21 protein-coding genes are annotated in these 20,123 nt (G+C 62.1%); 13 read left to right on the forward strand and 8 right to left on the reverse strand.

Translation table 11 applies throughout. The annotated features are described in order from the left end of the window. Both AC5E6N_RS09165 and AC5E6N_RS09170 read right to left on the reverse strand, forming a co-directional pair. Positions 1 to 210, reverse strand: a 210-nt coding sequence (locus AC5E6N_RS09165; RefSeq protein ID WP_491747533.1) for a pirin family protein, incomplete at its 3' end; no start/stop codon positions are given. 105 nt (positions 211 to 315) lie between these two features. After that, positions 316 to 777, reverse strand: coding sequence for an Lrp/AsnC family transcriptional regulator (locus tag AC5E6N_RS09170; protein WP_491747534.1), 462 nt, complete (start codon positions 775 to 777; stop codon positions 316 to 318). Between the two features lie 120 nt (positions 778 to 897). Here AC5E6N_RS09170 and AC5E6N_RS09175 point away from each other — a divergent pair, with 120 nt between their 5' ends. Both AC5E6N_RS09175 and AC5E6N_RS09180 read left to right on the forward strand, forming a co-directional pair. Further along, on the forward strand, positions 898 to 1,113 hold the full coding sequence (locus tag AC5E6N_RS09175) for a DUF6356 family protein (RefSeq protein ID WP_491747535.1): 216 nt from the start codon (positions 898 to 900) through the stop codon (positions 1,111 to 1,113). 78 nt (positions 1,114 to 1,191) lie between these two features. Then, the gene (locus AC5E6N_RS09180; RefSeq protein WP_491747536.1) at positions 1,192 to 1,998 is read left to right on the forward strand and encodes a class II glutamine amidotransferase; all 807 of its coding nucleotides are present in this window, start codon (positions 1,192 to 1,194) and stop codon (positions 1,996 to 1,998) included. On the opposite strand, the gene coaBC is transcribed toward AC5E6N_RS09180, so the two are convergent. Genes coaBC through ubiE form a run of 3 tightly spaced genes read right to left on the reverse strand, consistent with a single transcriptional unit; the run spans position 1,995 to position 5,783 of the window. Beyond that, positions 1,995 to 3,371, reverse strand: coding sequence for a bifunctional phosphopantothenoylcysteine decarboxylase/phosphopantothenate--cysteine ligase CoaBC (coaBC, locus tag AC5E6N_RS09185; RefSeq protein ID WP_491747537.1), 1,377 nt, complete (start codon positions 3,369 to 3,371; stop codon positions 1,995 to 1,997). The genes AC5E6N_RS09180 and coaBC overlap by 4 nt on opposite strands. A 50-nt stretch (positions 3,372 to 3,421) precedes the next feature. Next, a complete protein-coding gene (ubiB, locus tag AC5E6N_RS09190) occupies positions 3,422 to 4,993 on the reverse strand; it encodes a 2-polyprenylphenol 6-hydroxylase (RefSeq protein ID WP_491747538.1) in 1,572 nt (523 codons plus the stop codon). 13 nt (positions 4,994 to 5,006) lie between these two features. Then, positions 5,007 to 5,783 (reverse strand): bifunctional demethylmenaquinone methyltransferase/2-methoxy-6-polyprenyl-1,4-benzoquinol methylase UbiE, encoded by a 777-nt coding sequence (gene ubiE / locus AC5E6N_RS09195; RefSeq protein ID WP_491747539.1) that lies wholly within the window; start codon positions 5,781 to 5,783, stop codon positions 5,007 to 5,009. A gap of 142 nt (positions 5,784 to 5,925) precedes the next feature. Between ubiE and mutM the strand changes: the two genes are divergently transcribed. From mutM to AC5E6N_RS09230, 7 genes are all read left to right on the forward strand, one after another. After that, positions 5,926 to 6,816, forward strand: a complete 891-nt coding sequence (gene mutM, locus AC5E6N_RS09200; RefSeq protein WP_491747540.1) for a bifunctional DNA-formamidopyrimidine glycosylase/DNA-(apurinic or apyrimidinic site) lyase — start codon at positions 5,926 to 5,928, stop codon at positions 6,814 to 6,816. Positions 6,817 to 6,853: 37 nt separating this feature from the next. Beyond that, positions 6,854 to 7,627 carry an enoyl-CoA hydratase gene (locus AC5E6N_RS09205; RefSeq protein ID WP_491747541.1) on the forward strand — a complete coding sequence of 258 codons (774 nt, stop codon included), beginning with the start codon at positions 6,854 to 6,856 and terminating at the stop codon, positions 7,625 to 7,627. A gap of 149 nt (positions 7,628 to 7,776) precedes the next feature. After that, on the forward strand, positions 7,777 to 8,043 hold the full coding sequence (gene rpsT, locus AC5E6N_RS09210; RefSeq protein WP_491688177.1) for a 30S ribosomal protein S20: 267 nt from the start codon (positions 7,777 to 7,779) through the stop codon (positions 8,041 to 8,043). Between the two features lie 863 nt (positions 8,044 to 8,906). Beyond that, complete coding sequence (gene dnaA / locus AC5E6N_RS09215; protein ID WP_491747542.1) at positions 8,907 to 10,346, forward strand: chromosomal replication initiator protein DnaA; 1,440 nt, start codon at positions 8,907 to 8,909, stop codon at positions 10,344 to 10,346. Between the two features lie 301 nt (positions 10,347 to 10,647). Then, on the forward strand, positions 10,648 to 11,766 hold the full coding sequence (gene dnaN / locus AC5E6N_RS09220; RefSeq protein WP_491747543.1) for a DNA polymerase III subunit beta: 1,119 nt from the start codon (positions 10,648 to 10,650) through the stop codon (positions 11,764 to 11,766). Beyond that, on the forward strand, positions 11,759 to 12,913 hold the full coding sequence (recF, locus tag AC5E6N_RS09225; protein WP_491747544.1) for a DNA replication/repair protein RecF: 1,155 nt from the start codon (positions 11,759 to 11,761) through the stop codon (positions 12,911 to 12,913). The genes dnaN and recF overlap by 8 nt, the downstream gene beginning before the upstream one ends. Positions 12,914 to 12,968: 55 nt before the next feature. Continuing rightward, positions 12,969 to 13,727 (forward strand): molybdopterin-synthase adenylyltransferase MoeB, encoded by a 759-nt coding sequence (locus AC5E6N_RS09230; RefSeq protein ID WP_491747545.1) that lies wholly within the window; start codon positions 12,969 to 12,971, stop codon positions 13,725 to 13,727. Between the two features lie 24 nt (positions 13,728 to 13,751). On the opposite strand, the gene AC5E6N_RS09235 is transcribed toward AC5E6N_RS09230, so the two are convergent. Beyond that, entirely contained in the window at positions 13,752 to 14,753 is a 1,002-nt protein-coding gene (locus AC5E6N_RS09235) for a 2-hydroxyacid dehydrogenase (protein WP_491747546.1), read from the reverse strand. Positions 14,754 to 14,955: 202 nt separating this feature from the next. On the opposite strand from AC5E6N_RS09235, the gene AC5E6N_RS09240 reads away from it, so the two are divergent. Next, on the forward strand, positions 14,956 to 15,507 hold the full coding sequence (locus AC5E6N_RS09240; RefSeq protein ID WP_491747547.1) for an SH3 domain-containing protein: 552 nt from the start codon (positions 14,956 to 14,958) through the stop codon (positions 15,505 to 15,507). A 180-nt stretch (positions 15,508 to 15,687) separates the two neighbouring features. Continuing rightward, positions 15,688 to 16,062 carry a DUF805 domain-containing protein gene (locus tag AC5E6N_RS09245; RefSeq protein ID WP_491747548.1) on the forward strand — a complete coding sequence of 125 codons (375 nt, stop codon included), beginning with the start codon at positions 15,688 to 15,690 and terminating at the stop codon, positions 16,060 to 16,062. An 8-nt stretch (positions 16,063 to 16,070) separates the two neighbouring features. Here AC5E6N_RS09245 and AC5E6N_RS09250 read toward each other — a convergent pair whose 3' ends face one another. After that, positions 16,071 to 16,643: a TetR/AcrR family transcriptional regulator gene (locus AC5E6N_RS09250; protein ID WP_491747549.1), complete on the reverse strand. Its 573-nt coding sequence runs from the start codon at positions 16,641 to 16,643 to the stop codon at positions 16,071 to 16,073. 182 nt (positions 16,644 to 16,825) lie between these two features. On the opposite strand from AC5E6N_RS09250, the gene AC5E6N_RS09255 reads away from it, so the two are divergent. Further along, a complete protein-coding gene (locus tag AC5E6N_RS09255; protein ID WP_491747550.1) occupies positions 16,826 to 16,984 on the forward strand; it encodes an adenylate/guanylate cyclase domain-containing protein in 159 nt (52 codons plus the stop codon). A 115-nt stretch (positions 16,985 to 17,099) separates the two neighbouring features. On the opposite strand, the gene AC5E6N_RS09260 is transcribed toward AC5E6N_RS09255, so the two are convergent. Then, positions 17,100 to 18,698, reverse strand: coding sequence for a GMC family oxidoreductase (locus AC5E6N_RS09260; RefSeq protein WP_491747551.1), 1,599 nt, complete (start codon positions 18,696 to 18,698; stop codon positions 17,100 to 17,102). A gap of 123 nt (positions 18,699 to 18,821) precedes the next feature. On the opposite strand from AC5E6N_RS09260, the gene AC5E6N_RS09265 reads away from it, so the two are divergent. After that, on the forward strand, positions 18,822 to 20,057 hold the full coding sequence (locus AC5E6N_RS09265) for a TRAP transporter substrate-binding protein (RefSeq protein ID WP_491747552.1): 1,236 nt from the start codon (positions 18,822 to 18,824) through the stop codon (positions 20,055 to 20,057). The last annotated feature ends 66 nt before the right edge of the window (positions 20,058 to 20,123 follow it).

A 20,123-nucleotide genomic window follows, 5' to 3' on the forward strand; every position in this document is an offset into this window, starting at 1 on the left:
GACATAGGTGATCGTCTCGATGCCGCGATGCGGATGCCAGGGAAAGCCGGCAAGATAATCCTCGGGATTGTCATTGCGGAAATCGTCAAACAGGAGGAAGGGATCGGCCAGCGTCGGATCGTCGAAACCGAAGGCACGGTGCAGCTTGACGCCGGCGCCTTCCATGGTCGGCGTTGCGGTCGATATCTGTTTGACGGGGCGGATGGACATCGCGTGGCTCCTTTTCTGCCCCAATATAGGCCATTGGCGCGGCAAAACAGGCCGGGCGGCGAGGACGCACCGTTCAATCGCTGGAGACGCGGACCGGGTGTCCGTTCACACCGTCGCGGCGGTCGGCAGGGCGGTCGTATCCTTGATGTCCTCCATGACGAAGGAGGCGCTGACGTCGGAGAGCGGCACCTTTGCGATCAGGCGCTGGTAAAGCCGGTCATAGGATTTGACGTCCGCGACGCGGGCCCGAAGCACATAGTCAAGCTCGCCGCTGGTGCGGTGCACGCCGGTGATTTCAGGCAGGCTGACAACTGCCGCGCGGAACCGCTCCAGCCAGTCCGGATCGTGATTGGCTGTCCTCACGAAGATGAAGACGGCAAGGCCGCACCCGATCTGCTCGGGATCGACCAGCGCGACCCGCGCGCGGATCACGCCGTTTTCCTCAAGCGCCTTGACCCGTCGCCAGCAGGCATTGCGCGACAGATGAACCTTCTCGGCCAGCGATTCGACGGACAGATTGCCGTCTTGTTGCAGTTCATCAAGAATCTTGAGATCAAATTCATCCATTTTTCGCATAATTGGGACGATTATCCCAAGAATGGAGAGAATACCAGGTATTTTGGGAAGTTTTCTCGCGAAATCAGGCTATTCTTAACGGATAACAACAAATATCGAAGGGATACCGCCATGGCCAAACCGCTCAAGCGGCTGTTTACCGACCACCCGCAGTCGGTCGATGAGACCTATTTTCAGCACATGCGCTTTGCGGCCGGTTTTTCGCTGCGCCTGTTCGCCGCCGGTTGTGCCGCTTTCGTTCATGCATTTCTTCCGTTCCTGTTCGAGAAGACCGCCAGCAACATGATCGGAACGATGCATCACCGCATGCACAACCGCGGCAGCTAGCCGCCCGATGTGCGCATATGCATTTACCGCATCGCCGCCGGACGGCGAGTTCCGCCATTGTGATTTGAGGCCCTGATCATGTGCCGTTGGGTCGCCTATCGGGGCGCGCGGTGTTTTCTTGAAGACCTCGTCACGTCTCCGGCGCATTCGCTCATCGATCAGTCGCAATGCGCGACGGAAGCCAAGACCGCCACCAATGGCGATGGTTTCGGCATCGCCTGGTATGGCGAGTGGGACGAGCCCGGCCATTACCGGGATATCCTGCCGGCCTGGTCGGACGATAATCTGCGTTCCCTGTCGAGACAGATCGCCTCACCGCTTTTCCTTGCCCATGTCCGGGCGTCGACGGCGGGCCGCACGACGCGCGACAATTGCCATCCGTTCGTGCACGGCCGCTGGTCCTTCATGCACAACGGGCAACTGGGAGATTTCGACCGCCTCGAACGGGGGCTCGAGGCGCGGCTGGACGACCGGCTTTATGCGGCGCGCCGGGGCTCGACCGATTCCGAATTGCTGTTTCTGCTGGCGCTGGAGTTCGGCCTTGAGGAGGAGCCGAAACGCGCGTTGGAGGCGGCCATCGGCTTCGTGATCGCGCAGGCGCATGCTCTCGGCCTGCGGCCTCTTGTGCGCTTCACGGCCGCGCTGAGCGACGGCGCGTCGCTTTATTGCGTGCGCTTTGCGACCGACCGGCACGCACCGACACTCTATTGCGGCCGGATGGCCGGCCAGGAGCATGACAGCTACTGCATGGTATCGGAGCCGTTCGACGAGGAGGCAGGCCGCTGGTCGCAAATCCCGGGCAGCAGCTTCGTGAGCCTGGACGATACCGGCGTCAATGTGGAGCCGTTCCGTCCCGCCGCGCCGCCTCGGGCCGTCGCCATCTAAAACCGTTCGGCGATCATCCGGGCCAGACGTGTCGCCACGGTTCGCTTGTCCATTTCCGGCCAGTCCTCAACCCCGTCCGCCGAGACGATGCGCACGCGGTTCCGCTCGCCGCCCATGATGCCCATCGGGGGAGAGACGTCGTTGGCGACAATGAAATCGGCGCCCTTGCGCTCCAGCTTCGAGCGGGCGTTGTCGATCAGGTTCTGCGTTTCCGCCGCAAAGCCGACAACGAGCGAGGGGCGGTGCTTGTGGTGGCCCACGGTCTTGAGGATGTCCGGGTTTTCGGTCAGTTCCAGCGCCGGCGGTTGTTGGCCGGGCTTTTTCTTGATTTTTTCTCCGGCCTCGCCGGCGGTCCGCCAGTCGGCGACGGCCGCGACCATGACGGCGATGTCGGCGGGCAGTTGGCTCTCCACCGCGCCCAGCATGTCGCGGGCGCTTTCGACATGCACGGTCGCAACGCCGGCCGGATCGGCGATGGTCACGGGGCCGGAAACCAGCGTCACCCGCGCGCCGAGCGCCGCGAGCGCCGCGGCGATGGCGTGCCCCTGCTTGCCCGACGACCTGTTGGCGATGTACCGCACCGGATCGATCGGCTCATGCGTCGGGCCCGACGTCACAATCGCGGTCTTGCCGGACAGCGGCTTGGGACGGTCGTCGAGAATGCGCGTGGCGGCGGCGACGATATCGAGAGGTTCGGCCATGCGGCCCTTTCCGGCTTCGCCGCTTTCGGCCATTTCGCCGGATGCCGGGCCGACCACATGCGCGCCGTCGTCCCGCACCTGTTTCATGTTGCGCTGCTGTGCCGGCGCGGCCCACATGACGGAGTTCATCGCGGGGGCGAACAGCACCGGGCGGTCGCTCGCAAGAACGACGGTGGAGGCCAGATCGTCGGCCAGGCCGTGTGCCGTCTTGGCGATGAAGTCGGCCGTGGCCGGAGCGACGATGATCAGGTCGGCGCCGCGCGCGAGGCGGATATGGCCGACATCCTGCTCGTCCTCGCGCGAGAACAGATCGGTGAACACCCGATCGGCGCACAACGCGCCGACCGACAGCGGCGTAATGAACTCCATGGCGCCTTTGGTCATGACCGGGCGCACGGCAGCCCCGCGCTCGCGCAGGCGTCTGACGAGATCCAGCGATTTGTAGGCCGCGATCCCGCCGGTGATGATCAGCAGTATCTTTTTGCCGGCTAATATACTGTCGGCCAGGTCGTCCGGCAGTGTACTGTCTGCGATTGTCTTGTGGGCCGGTTCCGCCGCACCGCGCAACAGTTGGCGTACTTCCTCCTCCATCGAGCGGCCGTTGCGGGCGGCGCGCTCGCGCAGGGACTGTTTCGTCGCGTCGTCAAGATTGCGGATGGTGATGCTGGCCATGATGATCTCCCTGGCCGGAAGTCTAGCATTTTGCTATCAATGATAGCAAATCAAAGATGAAAAGCGATGTATATCACTGTCACTGCAATCACCCAAAGGGCGATCCGGCCGGATCGTGAATGGCGCGCTTCGGCTTTGCCGATGGTTTCAGCCGTTTCGGTATCGAAACGAAACCCGTTATGAGCCATTAAGTCCATTTCCTTGGACAGTCTCTCCGCCCGTGCCGCAAGCACGGGCGCCTGCTCGGCAAGCCGCGCTGCGGCCTGCAGCCCGTCCTTGACATCGGTGACGACGCGGGCCGGACCGAGATTGCGGGCAATCCAGTCGCCGACGACCGGCTCCGATGCCTTCCACATGTTGAAATGCGCGTCGAGCAGGCGCGCGACGCCTTCGACGATGACCATGTTTTTCTGAAGCATGATCAGTTCCGGCCGGGTCTGCATGTCGAAAAGCTCCGTCACTTCAAACAGCAGGGTCAGGAGCTTGGCCATGGAGATGGTCTCGGCCGATTGCCCGTGGATCGGCTCGCCGATCGCCCGGATGGCCTGGGCAAAACTCGCCACATCATGATGGGCCGGTACATAGCCGGCTTCAAAATGCACCTCGGCAACGCGCCGGTAGTCCCGCTTGATGAACCCGTAGAGGATTTCCGCCAGGAAACGGCGTTCCTTTTTGCCGAGCCTGCCGACGATCCCCATATCCACCGCGACGATGGTTCCGCTCGTGTCGACGAAGAGGTTGCCCTGGTGCATGTCGGCGTGGAAGAAGCCGTCGCGCAGCGTGTGTCGGAGAAACGACTGGATCAGGACCTCCGCGGTGCGGGCAAGATCGTGACCGGCCGCGCGCAGCGCATCGAGATCGGCGATCTTAATGCCGTCGATCCACTCCATCGTGACGACGTCGCGGCCCGTGCGCTCCCAGTCGACGGCCGGCACGCGGAAGCCCGGATCGTCCCGCGTGTTCTCGGCCAGCTCCGAAAGGGCCGCCGCCTCGAGCCGGAAGTCCATTTCGATCTTTGTCGTCTGCTCAAGCGTTCGGGCGACATCGACGGGTCTGAGCCGCCGTGTCGCCGGCACCAGCCGCTCGGCCAGCCGCGCCACCAGATAGAAAGCGTCGAGATCCCGGTAGAAGCGTTGCCGGATCCCCGGCCGCACCACCTTGACGGCCACTTTGCGGGTGCCGGTTTCGTCGCGGATTTCGGCCGGGTGCACCTGTGCGATGGAGGCGGCCGCAATCGGCGCGTCGAACCGCGTGTAGAGATCGTCGATGTCACGGCCGATCGATTCGACGATGCGCTGCCTGGCCGCTTCCATGGGGAACGTGTCCATCCGGTCCTGCAGCAGCGAGAGATCGTTGGCGAGCGTGCGACCGACAACGTCCGGCCGCGTGGCGAGAAACTGCCCGAGCTTCACATAGGACGGCCCCAGCCGTTCGACCGCCCGCGTCAGCCGCTCGGCACGGTCCGTGCTCTGCGCGCGCCTGCGCGCGACTGCGGTGGCAAGGCCGTGGGCGGCGCGTGCCGGTCCGTGCAGCCCGTCGGCGGGCAGGGAGGCGATGACCCCCTCCCGGGCCATCACCCAGCCGGCGCGCATCAATCTGAAATAGGCGAGGACGTTGGTCATGTTGCCTGATGCTCTAGAGCTTCCAGGCGGAATGCAGTGCGGCGATGCCGCCGGTATAATTGGTCCATTTGACCCGCGACAGCCCCGCCGCCTCGATCATGGCGGCGAAATTGCGCTGGTCGGGAAACTTGCGGATCGATTCCACCAGATAGCGGTAGGGTTCGCCGTCGCCCGTGATGGCCCGCCCGAACTGCGGAATGGCGTTGAAGGACCAGGCATCATAGAGCTTTTCCATGAGCGGCATGTCGACCTTCGAGAATTCAAGGCACAGGAACCGTCCGCCGCGCCGAAGCACCCGGTGCGTCTCGGCAAGCGCCTTGTCGATGTGCGGAACGTTGCGGATGCCGAACGCGATCGTATAGGCATCGAAACTGCTGTCCTCGAACGGCAGGTCCTCGGCGTTGGCCTCGATGAAGGTCAGGCGCTCCGCGCGCTTTTTCTTTTCCGCCCGCCGCCGTCCGACGTCCAGCATGGAGCCGTTGATATCAAGCACCGTCACCTCGGCCAGCCGGCCGGACGCTTCGAGGATCCTGAAGGCGATGTCGCCCGTTCCCCCGGCGACGTCAAGCGCCCTGTATCCCGCATCCTTCCGGGGGTTGAGTGCATTGACCATGGCGTCCTTCCACAGCCGGTGCATGCCCAGCGACATCACGTCGTTCATGATGTCGTAGCGTCTCGCAACGCCGTGGAAGACAGTGTCGACGAGGCCCTGTTTTTCGCCCTCGCCGACATCGGTAAACCCGTAGGATGTTTCCATTCCGCCGGCGGCTGACATGCGTGTTTCGGACATTCCAGGAACCCCGGTGTTCAATTCGGCGGGAACAATAGCCTAAGGCGTCAAGATGCGCTATCAGGCTGGTGCGCGATCCGGTGCGGCAAAGTCGCGCCGCTTATAGGTCAAGTCCGCGCGAAAGCCAACGCAACGGGGCCACATGCCAGAACTGCCTGAAGTCGAAACGGTGCGCCGCGGTCTCCAGCCAGCCATGGAGGGCGCGCGTGTGCGCCGTCTGGAGCAGCGCCGGGCCGATCTGCGCTTTGCGCTGCCGGAGAATTTCGCCGCGCGTGTCGAGGGCCGCCGCATTGTGTCGCTGCGCCGTCGCGCCAAATACATGCTCATCGCTTTCGACGACGACAGCGTGCTGATATCCCATCTTGGCATGTCCGGCTCCTATCATGTCGCCGGCATCGAAGGCGCGAACGCGCCCGGCCGCTTTCACCACGACCGCAGCAAGGACGAAAAACATGACCATGTGGTTTTCGAACTGGAACGTCCGGAGGGCGCGGTCCGCGTGGTCTACAATGATCCCCGACGCTTCGGTTTCATGCTGATGAGCCATGAAGACGTGCTCGACGAGCATCCGTTGATCCGCGATCTGGGCGTCGAGCCGACGGGCAATGCGCTGAGCGCGCAATATCTGGCCGGGCGTTTCGCGGGCAAGAAGGCGCCGCTCAAGGCGGCGCTTCTCGATCAGAAGATCATTGCCGGCCTCGGCAATATATATGTGTGCGAGGCGCTGTGGCGCGCGCGGCTTTCCCCGCGCCGCGCGGCCGGTACGCTGGTCACGCGCGCCGGAGCGCCCGTTGCGCGGCTCGAGGACCTGACCCGCGCCGTCCGCGCGGTCATTGACGCGGCGATCGAAGCCGGCGGTTCGTCGCTGCGCGATCATCGTCAGGCGGACGGAACCCTCGGTTACTTCCAGCACAGCTTCAGCACCTATGACCGGGAAGACGAGGCTTGCAGCAGGCCCGGCTGTGGGGGATATATTCGGCGCGTCGTCCAGAGCGGGCGCTCGACATTTTATTGCCCGGCCTGCCAGCATTGAGCAGCCGCTTCATATCCAAATGGGAAGGAAATCGAATATGGCATATGAAACCATCAAGGTTGAAACCCGTGGCGCCGTGGGTCTTGTCACGCTGGATCGTCCCAAGGCGCTCAATGCCCTCAATTCCGCGCTGATGGCTGAATTGCTCGAGGCGGTGCAGGCGTTCGACCGGGACGCGAGGATCGGCGCCATCGTCATAACCGGCTCCGAAAAGGCGTTTGCCGCCGGTGCGGACATCAAGGAAATGCAGGCGCTCGATTTTGTCGACGCCTATATGGGCGATTTCATCGGCGGCTGGAACGACGTCGCCACCATCCGCAAGCCGATGATTGCCGCGGTGGCCGGCTACGCTCTGGGCGGCGGCTGCGAGCTTGCCATGATGTGCGATTTCATCATTGCCGCCGATACGGCGAAGTTCGGTCAGCCGGAAATCACCCTTGGCACCATTCCCGGCATGGGCGGCACGCAGCGCCTGACGCGCGCGGTCGGCAAGGCCAAGGCCATGGACCTTTGCCTGACGGGCCGGATGATGGATGCCGAAGAGGCTGAGCGCGCCGGTCTGGTCGCCCGTATCGTCCCCGCCACCGATCTGATCGAGACGGCGATCAAGGCGGCGGAAACCATCGCCGGATTCTCGCAGCCTTCGGTTCGCATGGCCAAGGAAAGCGTCGATCGCGCCTTTGAGAGCACGCTGGCCGAGGGCATACTTTTTGAACGGCGCCTGTTTCATTCGCTCTTCGCCACGGAGGACCAGAAGGAGGGCATGACCGCATTCTCCGAGAAACGCAAAGCGCAGTTCAAGAACCGTTGACGGCATCGGACTTTCCGGCTATATGCCCCGCACGGATTTGGTGGCCCGCATGGCCACCTCGATTTTTTCAGCTTCTGTCGTTTGTGTTGCGGGCCACCGGGCCCGGCCAGCCGACGTGGAGCGACGCAGGACCGCAAAGAGAGAATTCGATGGCCAACACAGCTTCGGCGAAAAAGGCGACCCGCAAGATCGCCCGGCGCACTGAAGTCAACAAGAACCGCCGCTCCAGGGTGCGCGGTTTCATCCGCAAGGTTGAGGAAGCGATCGCTTCCGGCGACAAGGATGCGGCGGCGGAAGCACTGCGCAAGGCGCAGCCTGAGTTGATGCGCGCGGCAACCAAGGGTGTGGTTCATCGCAACACCGCATCGCGCAAAGTTTCGCGTCTGGCGCGTCGCGTAAAGGCAATCAGCGCTTAATTGCAATCATTTAGCTGAATCCTGGTGAGCCTGGCCTCCGGCCGGGCTTTTGTCGTGGCGTCATATCATTGTAATATGGCTGTAATAATGGCCGGCAACCGGCAAACTCAAAAACAAGTTTTTATAAGCAAAAACAGCACCTTATAAGAGGAATAAAATTCTCCCTCGCACCGCTGGAAAACTCTTCGACCGATTTGCGAGTCAAGTCATTTTTTTTGTTTTTTTGTTTTTGCCGTCGCGGCTGAGGCCACCTCTTAAAAAAGCCGTTGATTCCAAATGCGTTATGCCAAGGCGCACAGGATGCGCGGTTTGAGCCGTATCCTGTCCGCGGGCCCGGGTCGCCGGATTCTTGGCTGAGTGTGCCTTGACCTTGCGTCGTTAACATTGCCTTAATGCGCCTGCATGGAGGTCGCAAACAGTTAAGTTTTGAATTCCGAAGGCCGCCTGTCTGGCGCAGTTGTTTTCATCTTCAGTGCAGTGTTCGCGTTCAGCGGCACGATCCATCTAAATTTCCCGGTCGTCGCTCGGGTTTGTTGGTCCGGGCGAGGGGACATTTGCGTGCTTTATCTCAGTGCGTGCTGACCGGGAGTAGGGCGCGCTTGGTGATCCGTAGCACCTTGCGCCGCCGGTCGCGGTAGTTCTGACGGAGACAGAAAGGGGTCGTACTCAGTAGGGTTTGGGGTTTGTTCGTAAAACAGCAAGTTCGGCCGTTTTGGCCGGCAAATAAAAACGACACAGGAGAAGGCCGGATGCGAGGATTATCAGGAGTACAGGTGCGCATGGATATGCGGGCAACCAGGAATGCCGCACCACCTCCTGCCAGCAACAAGGCCCATCCGCCGACGGAGACGGGGAAATCAAACATGGCGAATGACGTACTCTTCGGACGGGTTCAGTCCCGGCTGAAGGCGCAGGTCGGTCCTGACGTATTTTCGAGCTGGTTCGGCCGGCTCAAACTGGAATCCATATCGAATAGTATTGTGCGTCTTTCGGTACCCACGACATTTCTGAGATCCTGGATCAACAACCGTTATCTGGACCTTCTGACACAGCTCTTTTCCGAAGAGAACGGCGACATCGACCGGGTGGAGATCATTGTGCGCTCCGCGACGCGCGGCAACCGCCTGATCCAGTCTTCGGAAATTTCCGACGTGCAGCAGTCGACCGGCACCGGCGCCCAGCCCGGCAAGGCTTCCTGCATGCCGCGCGCCGCGGCAAAGGCCAAGAAGACGCAGCTGAGGCCGGCGGAAGGCAATTCGGTGTCCGGCTCGCCGCTTGACGCCCGCTACTCCTTCGACACCTTCGTTGAAGGTGCCTCGAACCGGGTCGCGCTGGCGGCGGCCAAGACAATCGCCGAAGCCGGCAGCAGCGCCGTGCGTTTCAATCCCCTGTTCATCCATTCCAATGTCGGCCTCGGCAAGACGCACCTGCTCCAGGCCATCGCACTTGCCGCCAATGAGAGCGAGCGCAAGCCGCGCGTCGTCTATCTGACCGCCGAGTATTTCATGTGGCGTTTCGCGACCGCCATCCGCGACAACGATGCCCTTTCGTTCAAGGAATCGTTGCGCAACATCGACCTTCTGGTCATCGACGATATGCAGTTTCTGCAGGGCAAATCGATCCAGCATGAATTCTGTCATCTTCTCAACATGCTATTGGATTCGGCCCGTCAGGTAGTCGTTGCGGCGGACCGCGCACCGTGGGAGCTGGAGTCGCTTGATGCGCGCGTCCGCTCCCGATTGCAGGGCGGCGTTGCCATCGAGATCGAGGCGCCCGATTACGAAATGCGTCTCGAGATCCTGAAACGCCGCCTTGCGGCTGCCCAGCAGGAGGACAGCTCGCTCGATATCCCGACCGATATCCTCGCCCATGTGGCCCGGCATGTGACCTCGAGCGGAAGGGAACTCGAGGGCGCGTTCAACCAGCTCCTGTTTCGCCGGTCATTCGAGCCGTCGCTTTCGATCGACCGGGTCGACGAACTGCTCGGGCACCTGGTCAATGCCGGCGAGCCGAAGCGGGTCCGCATCGAGGATATCCAGCGCATCGTCTCGAGGCATTACAATGTCTCGCGCCAGGAAATGATCTCCAACCGGCGGACCCGGACGATCGTCAAGCCGCGGCAGATCGCCATGTTCCTGTCGAAGACCATGACGCCGCGGTCCTTTCCGGAAATCGGGCGGCGCTTCGGGGGGCGCGATCATACGACCGTGCTGCATGCGGTCAGAAAGATCGAAGGTCTTTTGGAGCAGGACACGAAGCTCTCCCATGAGGTTGAACTTCTGCGGCGCCTGATCAGCGAGTAGCCCGCCGGCGCGCGACCGGCAAGGAAATGCTGGCCCTGCAGGCGCGGGGCCCTTTCCTTTTGCAAAAAGCGACGGGCCAGACTTGCTCCAGGCTTCACTTTATCCCCAGAAAGCCGGTGCTGTCGGTAAAAGGCGCATGCCATTCGCTTGCGCAATGTACGCCAAATCTGTCATTTTGCTTGTCCCGGAGTGAAAGTCCCGGTATCGCCGTGGACAAAGCTATGTCGATAGCCCGGCAGTCCATCGCAGTCGCGGCGGATGCTGGCCGGGATCAGAGCAACAGGATTTGGTGTCAAGAACCATGCGTGTAACCATCGAGCGTTCCAATCTGCTGAAATCACTCAATCATGTGCACCGGGTTGTCGAGCGGCGAAATACCATTCCGATCCTGTCCAACGTCCTGCTCAAGGCCGACGGCTCGACGCTGGACCTCAAGGCGACCGATCTTGATCTGGAAGTGACGGAAGCAACCGCCGCCAATGTCGAGCAGGCCGGCTCCACCACGGTGCCGGCGCATCTGCTTTACGATATTGTCCGCAAGCTTCCGGACGGCGCCGAGGTGATGCTCTCGGTCGATGCCGACGGCGCCAGCATGGCGGTCCTGTCGGGCCGCTCCAAATTCTCCCTGCAGTGTCTGCCGGAGGCCGATTTTCCGGATTTGACGGCCGGGGATTTCAGCCACACGTTCCGGCTCCAGTCGACCGATCTGAAAATGCTGATCGACCGCACCCAGTTCGCCATTTCCACCGAGGAAACGCGCTATTATCTCAACGGCATCTTCATGCATACGATCGAGGAGCAGGGCGGGCTGAAACTGCGCGCCGTCGCCACCGACGGACACCGCTTGGCGCGGGCCGATGTCGACGCGCCGTCCGGCTCGGAGGGAATGCCGGGCATCATCGTGCCGCGCAAGACCGTCGGCGAATTGCAGAAACTCGTCGACGATCCGGATGTCGCCGTCACCGTCGAGGTCTCCGAGGCGAAGATCAGGTTCACCATCGGCGGCGTCCTCCTGACCTCGAAACTGATCGACGGAACCTTCCCGGACTATCAGCGTGTCATTCCGTCGGGCAACGACAAGGAACTCACCATAGACTGCGCGCCCTTCGCGGCGGCGGTCGACCGCGTGTCGACCATCTCTTCCGAGCGCGGCCGCGCGGTCAAGCTTGCCCTGGCCGAGAGCCTGTTGACGCTGACGGTCAACAATCCCGATTCCGGCAGCGCCACGGAGGAGCTGGCCGTCGGCTACAAGAACGAGGAACTCGAGATCGGCTTCAACGCGAAATATCTTCTCGATATCACCGCCCAGTTCAGCGGCGCCGAAGCGGTGTTCCTGTTCGCCGACCCCGGATCGCCGACACTCGTGCGCGATGTTGCCGAAGACAGCGCCCTTTACGTGTTGATGCCCATGCGTGTGTGACACGGGCCGCGATGTGAACGCCGTCTGCCTCACCCGTCTGAAGCTGAACGATTTCCGCAATTACACAGAGCTTGTTCTCGGTCTCGACCGGCGGCATGTCGTGCTGACCGGGGAAAACGGGGCCGGCAAGACAAACCTCATGGAAGCGGTGTCTTTGCTGTCGCCGGGCAGGGGTCTGCGGCGTGTGCCATATGGCGAGATGGTGCGCAAGGGCGCAACCGGCGGCTTCACCGTATTCGCCACGGTGGACGGGATGGAGGGAAGCGTCGACATCGGCACGTCGGCGGGATCGGACGCCGAAAATGGCGGCTCGGGCCGCCGCCTCAAGATCAATGCAACGGCGGCCCGCAGTAACGATGAGCTTCTCGATCACCTGCGCATCCTGTGGCTGACGCCCGCGATGGACGGATTGTTCACCGGTTCCGCGTCGGATCGCCGCCGCTTCCTCGATCGGCAGGTGCTGGCGATCGATCCCGGCCACGGACGCCGGGTGCTCGACTATGAGCGCGCCATGCGCAGCCGCAACCGCCTTCTGTCCGAGGGGCGCATGGATCCGTCCTGGCTCGGCGGCATCGAGGCGCAGATGGCTCAGTTTGCCGTGGCGATCGCCCATGCGCGCCATGAACTGGTGGCGATGCTCGGCAAGCTGATCGGGGAGCGGGAACAGGATGGTCCGTTTCCGAAAGCGGCTCTCTCGCTTGCCGATTTCCTCGACGACATCGGCGCGGGCACCGCCGACGACCAGGAGGAAGCGCTCGTCAGCCATCTGGCCGAGGCCCGCGGACGGGATGCGGCAGCCGGCAGAACCCTGACCGGTCCGCATCGCTCCGATCTTCTTGTGCGCCATCGCGACAAGGACATGGAGGCCGAGCGGTGCTCGACCGGGGAGCAGAAAGCGCTTCTCATCGCGCTTGTGCTCGCCCATGCCAGGCTGACAGCCGAGATCTGCGGTCATCCGCCCGTCCTGCTTCTTGACGAGATTGCGGCCCATCTGGATGAAGGCCGGCGCGCGGCGCTGTTCGATCTTGTCGATGCGCTGGGCGGCCAGGCCTTCATGACCGGCACGGACCGGTCGATGTTTGCGGCGCTTGACGGGCGCGCGCATTATCTGCAGGTCAGCGCCGGGGCGGTGGAGGATGCCGGTTGAAACCCTCCCGCCGCAACTTGACCCGGCCTTGGTTTTCTCTGTTATTGAGAAAGCAATGAACGACACGCATCTCACGCCCGCTGAACTTGAACGCTACGCCCGCCACATCGTGCTTGCCGAAATCGGCGGTCCCGGTCAGCAAAAGCTGAAAAGAGCCCGTGTTCTGGTCATCGGAGCCGGCGGTCTTGGGTCTCCCGTGCTGGAGTATCTTGCCGCTGCCGGTGTCGGGACGCTGGGTGTCGTCGACGACGACACGGTTTCGCTGTCCAACCTGCAGCGTCAGGTGCTGCATGACACAGGCGCCGTCGGAGAAAAGAAAACAAAAAGCGCCGCTGACGCGATTGCGCGCATCAATCCGAATGTCTGTGTTGAGCAGCATTGCGTCAGGATCGATCCGGAGAATGCCGCCGACATGATCCGGCGCTATGACATCATCGCCGACGGGTCCGACAATTTCGACACCAGATATCTGATGGCCGATACGTGCGCTGCGCTGCAAAAGCCGCTGGTCACGGCCGCTGTCGGACGGTTTGACGGATCGGTAACCGTGCTCACACCCTTTGAAAAGAACAAGCAGGGCAAGCCTTTCCCGTCCTATCGCGATCTGTTCCCGTCACCGCCGCCGCCGGGTCTCCTGCCGAGCTGCGCCGAGGCCGGCGTCATCGGCGCGCTCACCGGCGTCATCGGCACGCTTCAGGCAATGGAGGTCATCAAGCTGATCACCGGCATCGGAGAGCCGCTGATCGGCCGCCTCCTGCTCTACGATGCACTCGCCGCGCGCTTCGACACGATCACCTACAAATCGCGCCCGTAAGGCATAGTCGGCAAAGGGCTGGTGTTATTGCTGTCCGGGCAGGACCCGGTCGGGCGGCCTGTGGCCGTCGAACAGGGTGCGGATATTGATGATGACCTTCTCGCCCATGTCGATGCGCCCTTCCAGCGTGGCAGAGCCCATATGCGGCAGGATGACCACCCGGCCCTGTTCGGCGAGCCTGACAAGTTTCGGATTGACGGCGGGCTCGTGCTCGAACACGTCGAGGCCGGCGCCCGCGATCTTGCCTTCCTGAAGGTTCTTTACCAGCGCGGCCTCGTCGATAATGCCGCCGCGGGCCGTATTGACGATAAAGGCCTCCGGGCGCAGCAGATCGAGCCGCCGGGCGGACAGGAGATGGAAGGTCGCGGGCGTCGAGGGGCAATTGACCGACACGATATCGACCCGGGCGAGCATCTGATCGAGGCTTTCCCAGTAGGTCGCCTCCAGATCCTCTTCGGTCACCGGATCCACCCGGTTGCGGTTGTGATAGTGGATTGACAGGCCGAACGCCCGGGCGCGCCGTGCGACGGCCGTTCCGATCCGGCCCATGCCGACGATACCCAGCCGCTTGCCCCAGATCCGGTGTCCGAGCATCCATGTCGGCGACCAGCCGTTCCATTCCCCTTCGCCCGTCAGCACATTGGCGCCTTCGGTCAGACGCCTCGGGACGGCAAGGATCAGGGCCATGGTCATGTCGGCCGTGTCTTCGCTCAGAACGTTGGGTGTGTTGGTGACGGCAATGCCCTTTCCGGCGGCCGCATCGACATCGATATTGTCCGTTCCGTTGCCGAAATTGGCGATCAGCTTGAGGCTTTCGCCCGCCTGTTCGATCATCGCCGCATTGATCTGATCGGTGACGGTCGGGACAAGGACGTCGGCCGTCTTCATCGCCTCCACGAGCTCATGCTGCGAACGCGGCGTGTCCTTGATGTTCAGCTCCACATCGAACAGCTCGCACATGCGGGTTTCCACAGGTTCGGGCAGTTTGCGGGTGATAAAGACCTTGGGTCTTTTTTTATTCGGCATTTCCTCAATCGGCTCCTTGTTGAGAGCTCTTTAACCATGGTGTGATAGTCCGGGGAATGCCCGGCCACACGTGATGTTTTTTACCAGACGAAAGCCTGAAGACAAAGCGGTCTCGTGAAGCGCAGGAATGAAAATTATCGATTGTGCGGACCGTTTGAAAAATGGCATTGAGCTTCGGTCAACAATGCAGATGGAGGTCGCAATGAATGCCGCAACCGTCACCCGAATCCTGTGCCTGGGTCTCGTTGCGACCATTGTGGCTTTGACCGCTGCAGCGGTCAGCCCGCCCGCCCTTGCCCAAAGCGCGGCGAAAGGCGCGAGCGGACTGCCGCTTCCCCGCTTTGTCAGCCTGAAGGCGCGGCGCGTCAATCTGCGGATCGGTCCGAGCCGCGACTATGCGGTCGAGTGGCTCTATACGCGCTCCGGCATTCCCATGGAAATCATCCAGGAATACGATCATTGGCGCCGTGTGCGCGATCCCGACGGCACGGAGGGATGGATCCACAAATCGCTGTTGACGGGCGAGCGGACCGCCGTTGCCGCACCCTGGAAGCGCGGACAGGCCGGCGTGTTTGTCATGTTGCGCGATGCACCGCAAAGGAGCGGCGTCCTGGTCGCCAAGCTTGAGCCCGGTGTCGTCATCAAGATCGCCGAATGCAACGGCAAATGGTGTCGGGGAACCGTCGCCAATGCGCGGGGCTGGGTGTCGCAGGACGAGATCTGGGGCGCCTATCCGGGCGAAGCGTTCAAGTAAGTCCGACCGTCGTGGCCGGTGCCTCCTGGTTTTCTTTCCGTTTTGCCATGTATTCGGCTGAGCGGTTCGATCATTGAACGGCGGCTTTTCCTTAACGGTTGCAAAACCGGGGGCGAAAGCTAAGTATAGCGCCGTTTGAATACGGCGCGTCGTCATGGTGCGCCTTCATCGGAGGGGGCGATGACTTTTACGCAATCGGTTCGTACGGTCTTCTCCAACTATGTGAATTTCAGCGGGCGAGCAACACGACCGGAATTCTGGTGGTGGACGCTTTTCGTCTTCATCCTGTCCCTGGTGCTGCAGATTGTCGACGGGGCCGTTGTCGCACCGCTTCTCGGCTTTAGCGCATTTGCCCCGGAAGCCGGCAATCCGCTCAGCGCGGTTGCGTCGCTGGCGCTGCTGCTTCCGTCGCTGGCCGTGGGCGTTCGCCGCCTGCACGATATCGGCCGCTCGGGCTGGTGGCTGTTGATTGCGCTCATTCCCATCATCGGATTGCTGGTGCTGATCTACTGGCACGTCCAGCCGAGCGAGGACGGCGCGAACCGGTTCGGCTGAACCGAATACTAGTGCTTGTCGTCGACATAGCTCTGCAGCACGCGTGCGAATCGCAAAATAACCGTTTCGGCATGCTCCTGTGAGAGCGAATCGAGCCCGACGACCCGGCGCAGCGTCTCAAAACCGGTCATATGCGCGACGATCAGTGCGGCCCTTTGTTCGGCATCCTTGCCGCCGAGCCATTCGGCGAGCGGCAGGACAATCTGCCGGTGGATCGCCTTGCTCACCGTCGTGTTGACATAGGCACTGCCGGCCGAACGGATGAATGCCAGCGTCGGGTCGGTGTGTTCGTCCGCAACATCCGGCCGTGCAAAGAAGGTCGCGGCGCGTTCACCAAAGGTGGCCCGGTCGCCTGCCAGGAGGGCGTCGATATTGAGTTCGGGCACGACGGCCTCGCGGAAAAGGTTTTCCTTGGAGCCGAAATAGCGGTTGACGAGCGCCGCGTTCACGCCGGCCGCGGCGGTTATCTCGCGTAGACCCGCCGCATCGAACCCCTTTTCTATGAATGTCCGTCTCGCGGCATTCAGGATCGCTTCCTTGGTTGCTTCCGAACTGCGCCTTCGTTCCTTGTCCTGTGCCATCAAGCGGTCGATCCGTTACCCTTCATATGTTCTTTCAGTATCCCATGGCATCTCAGGTGCCTGTTCTGTTTCCCCTTTTGCCCGTTTTCTTGTTCCGAAAGTCTGCGGTGTCAATTCAACTTAAGGCAGTCAGGTGATTATCAGATACCACATGGTGTCGCCATTGCCCGCCACAAAGGTCCGTGAGCGGCGTCTCTCCACAACGTCTGCCCGGGTCGGCGGAGGCGGCGCGTGTCGAGAAGATCAAAGCCGTTGGGGACGCCTATATGGCGGTTGCCGGGCTGCCGGAGCCGCGGGCCGGTCACGCCGATGCCGCCACCCGGCTAGTGAGGCGACCATGAAGCGCCTGTCGCGGGATTTTCGCATCGTTGAACGCGGGGCCGTCGAGATCAAGGGCAAGGGAAAGATGCGCACATGGTTTCTGCTGCCCGGGGAGCCGGCGTAGCCCGGCGTGCGCTACCGGTCAGCCAGGATCAGGTCACTGGCCTTCTCGCCGATCATGATTGCGGGCGCGTTGGTGTTGCCCGAGACGATTTCCGGCATGATCGAGCAGTCGGCGATACGCAAGCCCTCAATGCCGTGGACCCGAAGCCTTGCGTCGACCACCGCCCCCTCGTCACGTCCCATCCGGCAGGTGCCCGTCGGGTGATAGATTGTCGTGGACGCATTGCGGACCCAGTCGAGGATCGCCTCGTCATCGACGGTGTCCGAACCGGGCCTGAACTCGCTGGCGATCTTGCCCGAAAGCGGCTTCTGCTCGGCAATGCGGCGGGCGATCTTCACCCCGTCGACGATCGTGCGGCAGTCGAGCGGGGTCGCCAGGTAATTCGGGTGGATGGACGGGTGGTCCGAGGCCTTGTCGCTGCGAAGACGAATCTCGCCGCGGCTTTCCGGCCTCAGCTGGCATACCGACATCGTGAAGGCGGAGAAGGGATGGACGCCTTCTCCCGGGCTGTCGGCCGACCAGGGCTGGATGTGGAACTGGATGTCCGGCGTCGCGACCTCGTCCCGTGTCTTGAGGAAGCCTGTGGCAAGGCTCGCCGCCATCGTCATCGGCCCGGCGCGGAACAGAACATATTTCAGGCCGATGCGTGCCTGATTGAAGAGGCTGCGAACCTCGTCATTGAGCGTCGGCTCGTTGCATTTGAACACAAGCCGCGCCTGCAGATGGTCCTGAAGGTTCTTGCCGATACCCGGAAGGTCGGCCACCACATCGATATCGTGCTCGCGAAGCTGCGCCGCCTCGCCAAGGCCGGACAGCATCAGGATCTGCGGCGAACCGATCGCGCCCGCCGACAGGATGATTTCCCCGCTGGCCTTCACCATGCGCTCGGAGCCGCGCCGGTCTTTGAAGCGCACGGCGCTGGCGCGCCTGCCCTCGAAGACGAGGCCCTGGACATGGGCCCGGGTGATGATCTGAAGGTTTTCCCGCGTCTTCACCGGATTGAGATAGGCAACGGCCGCGCTGCAGCGCCGGCCCTTTTTCGCGGTCAGCTGGAAATAGCCGACACCCTCCTGAGTGGCGCCGTTGTAATCCGTGTTGAAGGCATATCCGGCATTTTGCGCCGCGGCCACCCACGCATCGCAGATCGGCCGCTTGAGGCGCATATTGGAGACGTTGAGCGGTCCGTTCACGCCGTGGTAGTCGTCCTCGCCGCGCTCTTGATGCTCGGCGCGCCTGAACAGCGGCAGGACATCGTCCCAGCCCCATCCCTCATTGCCCATCTGGCGCCAGCGGTCGTAATCCTCCTTCTGGCCGCGGACATAAAGCAGCCCGTTGAGCGACGATGAACCGCCGAGCACCTTGCCGCGCGGCCAGTCGAGCGAGCGGCCGTTGAGGCCGGGATCCGGCTCGGTGCTGTAGCACCAGTCGACGCTCGGATTGTGCATCGTCTTGAAGTAGCCGACCGGGATGTGGATCCACGGATTGAGATCGCGTCCGCCGGCCTCCAGCAGGACAACGCGCGCGCCCGGATCCGCCGACAGCCTGTTGGCCAGCACGCACCCCGCCGAACCCGCTCCGATGACGACATAATCGGCTTCAGTAATGTCCATAAGCATCGGTCCTTCGAAACATCTGTTGACCGTAACAGGTTTATTTGGGCTTGCGCCACCAGAGCATACTGTGTATTTTTGAGATTAAAAGTCTCATTTTTACAATTGTCTTGGGAGGACGAAATGAAGGTTTCGAATGCGCTGGGCGCGATTTCGCGCCGCGATCTTTTCAAGCTGACGGGTCAGTTCGGCATCAGTTCCACGCTTATGGCTGCAGGCGGTCTGGGAGGTGCCATCAGCCTTTCTTCGTTGGCCCAGGCTGCCGAATCCACCTACGAGAAGCGGTTTGCGAAGCCCGCCAAATACAATCTCAAATTCGGCGCGTCCGGGTTCAATGCCCGCAACCTGTTGATCGAGCGGGCCGGATGTCTGGAGTTCGCGCGCGACCTCGAGGAGCGCACGGAAGGCGAGATCCGCATCGAGTTCATCGGCGACAATCAGATTTGCGGTCAGCTGAACTGCGTTGAGAAGACACAGCTCGGCATTGTCGACATCTACGCCGCCTCAACACAGAATTCGGCCGGCGGCGCACCTTACCTGAACGTTCTGGACTACGCCTTCATGTTCCCGGGCCGCGCCTCGCAATATTACTTCCTCTACAGTCCTGAGAGCCAGCGCATCCTGCGCGACCCGCTGGAAAAGCGTCACGGCCTGAAGTTCCTCTTCAGCCACTGTGAACTGCGCGGCATTCAGCTCGGCCTGAAATATGAGAAGGAGCCGACGGTCACCAGGCTCGAGGAACTGTTCGGCACCAAGAACCGCGTCACCGGCACGCAGCTTGGCCGCATCGCCATGCAGCTTTTGAACCTCAACCCGGTTCCGATTGCCTGGGAAGAAACGCTCGACGGGCTCAAGCAGGGTCTGATCGACGGCGCGGAAACCTGGGCGTCTGCCGTGGCGTACGCAAACATGTCTCCGGTGGTCTCGCAATCCGTGGACCTGAAGTTCTTCTGCGGCACCGAACATACGTCCATGTCCGCCAAGGTCTTCGATTCCATGGACGCGCATCTCCAGGACGCCATCATGGAATCGGCCTATCTGGCGCAGGTTCATGTCCAGGCGGCCAACGAGGCGGCACTGGTCAAGACTGTCGGCTTCTCCGATCCGCAGCTGCCGGACACGCTGTTCGTTGAAAACAATGTCCGTCCCGCCTTCCTGCCCGAAGATCAGATCAAGATGGCAGAGGAAATGTGTTCGCCCGAATTCAATCCGGAGCCCTGGGCGGCCTGGCGCGAGCGCCTGAACAACTGGGCCGGCGGTATTGACACCTATACCGATATCCATCGCGTCGCCCGTGAGGTGCCGGCAGACATGAAACCGGAAAACGTCGAGCCGCGCCGCTGGTGGCGTTCCTCCTGAAGATGGATACCATGTCCCGGAGCCGGTCCTGCCGGCTCCGGGCCTTTTTCTGACAACGCATACCCG

The organism is Hoeflea sp. (assembly GCF_984452065.1).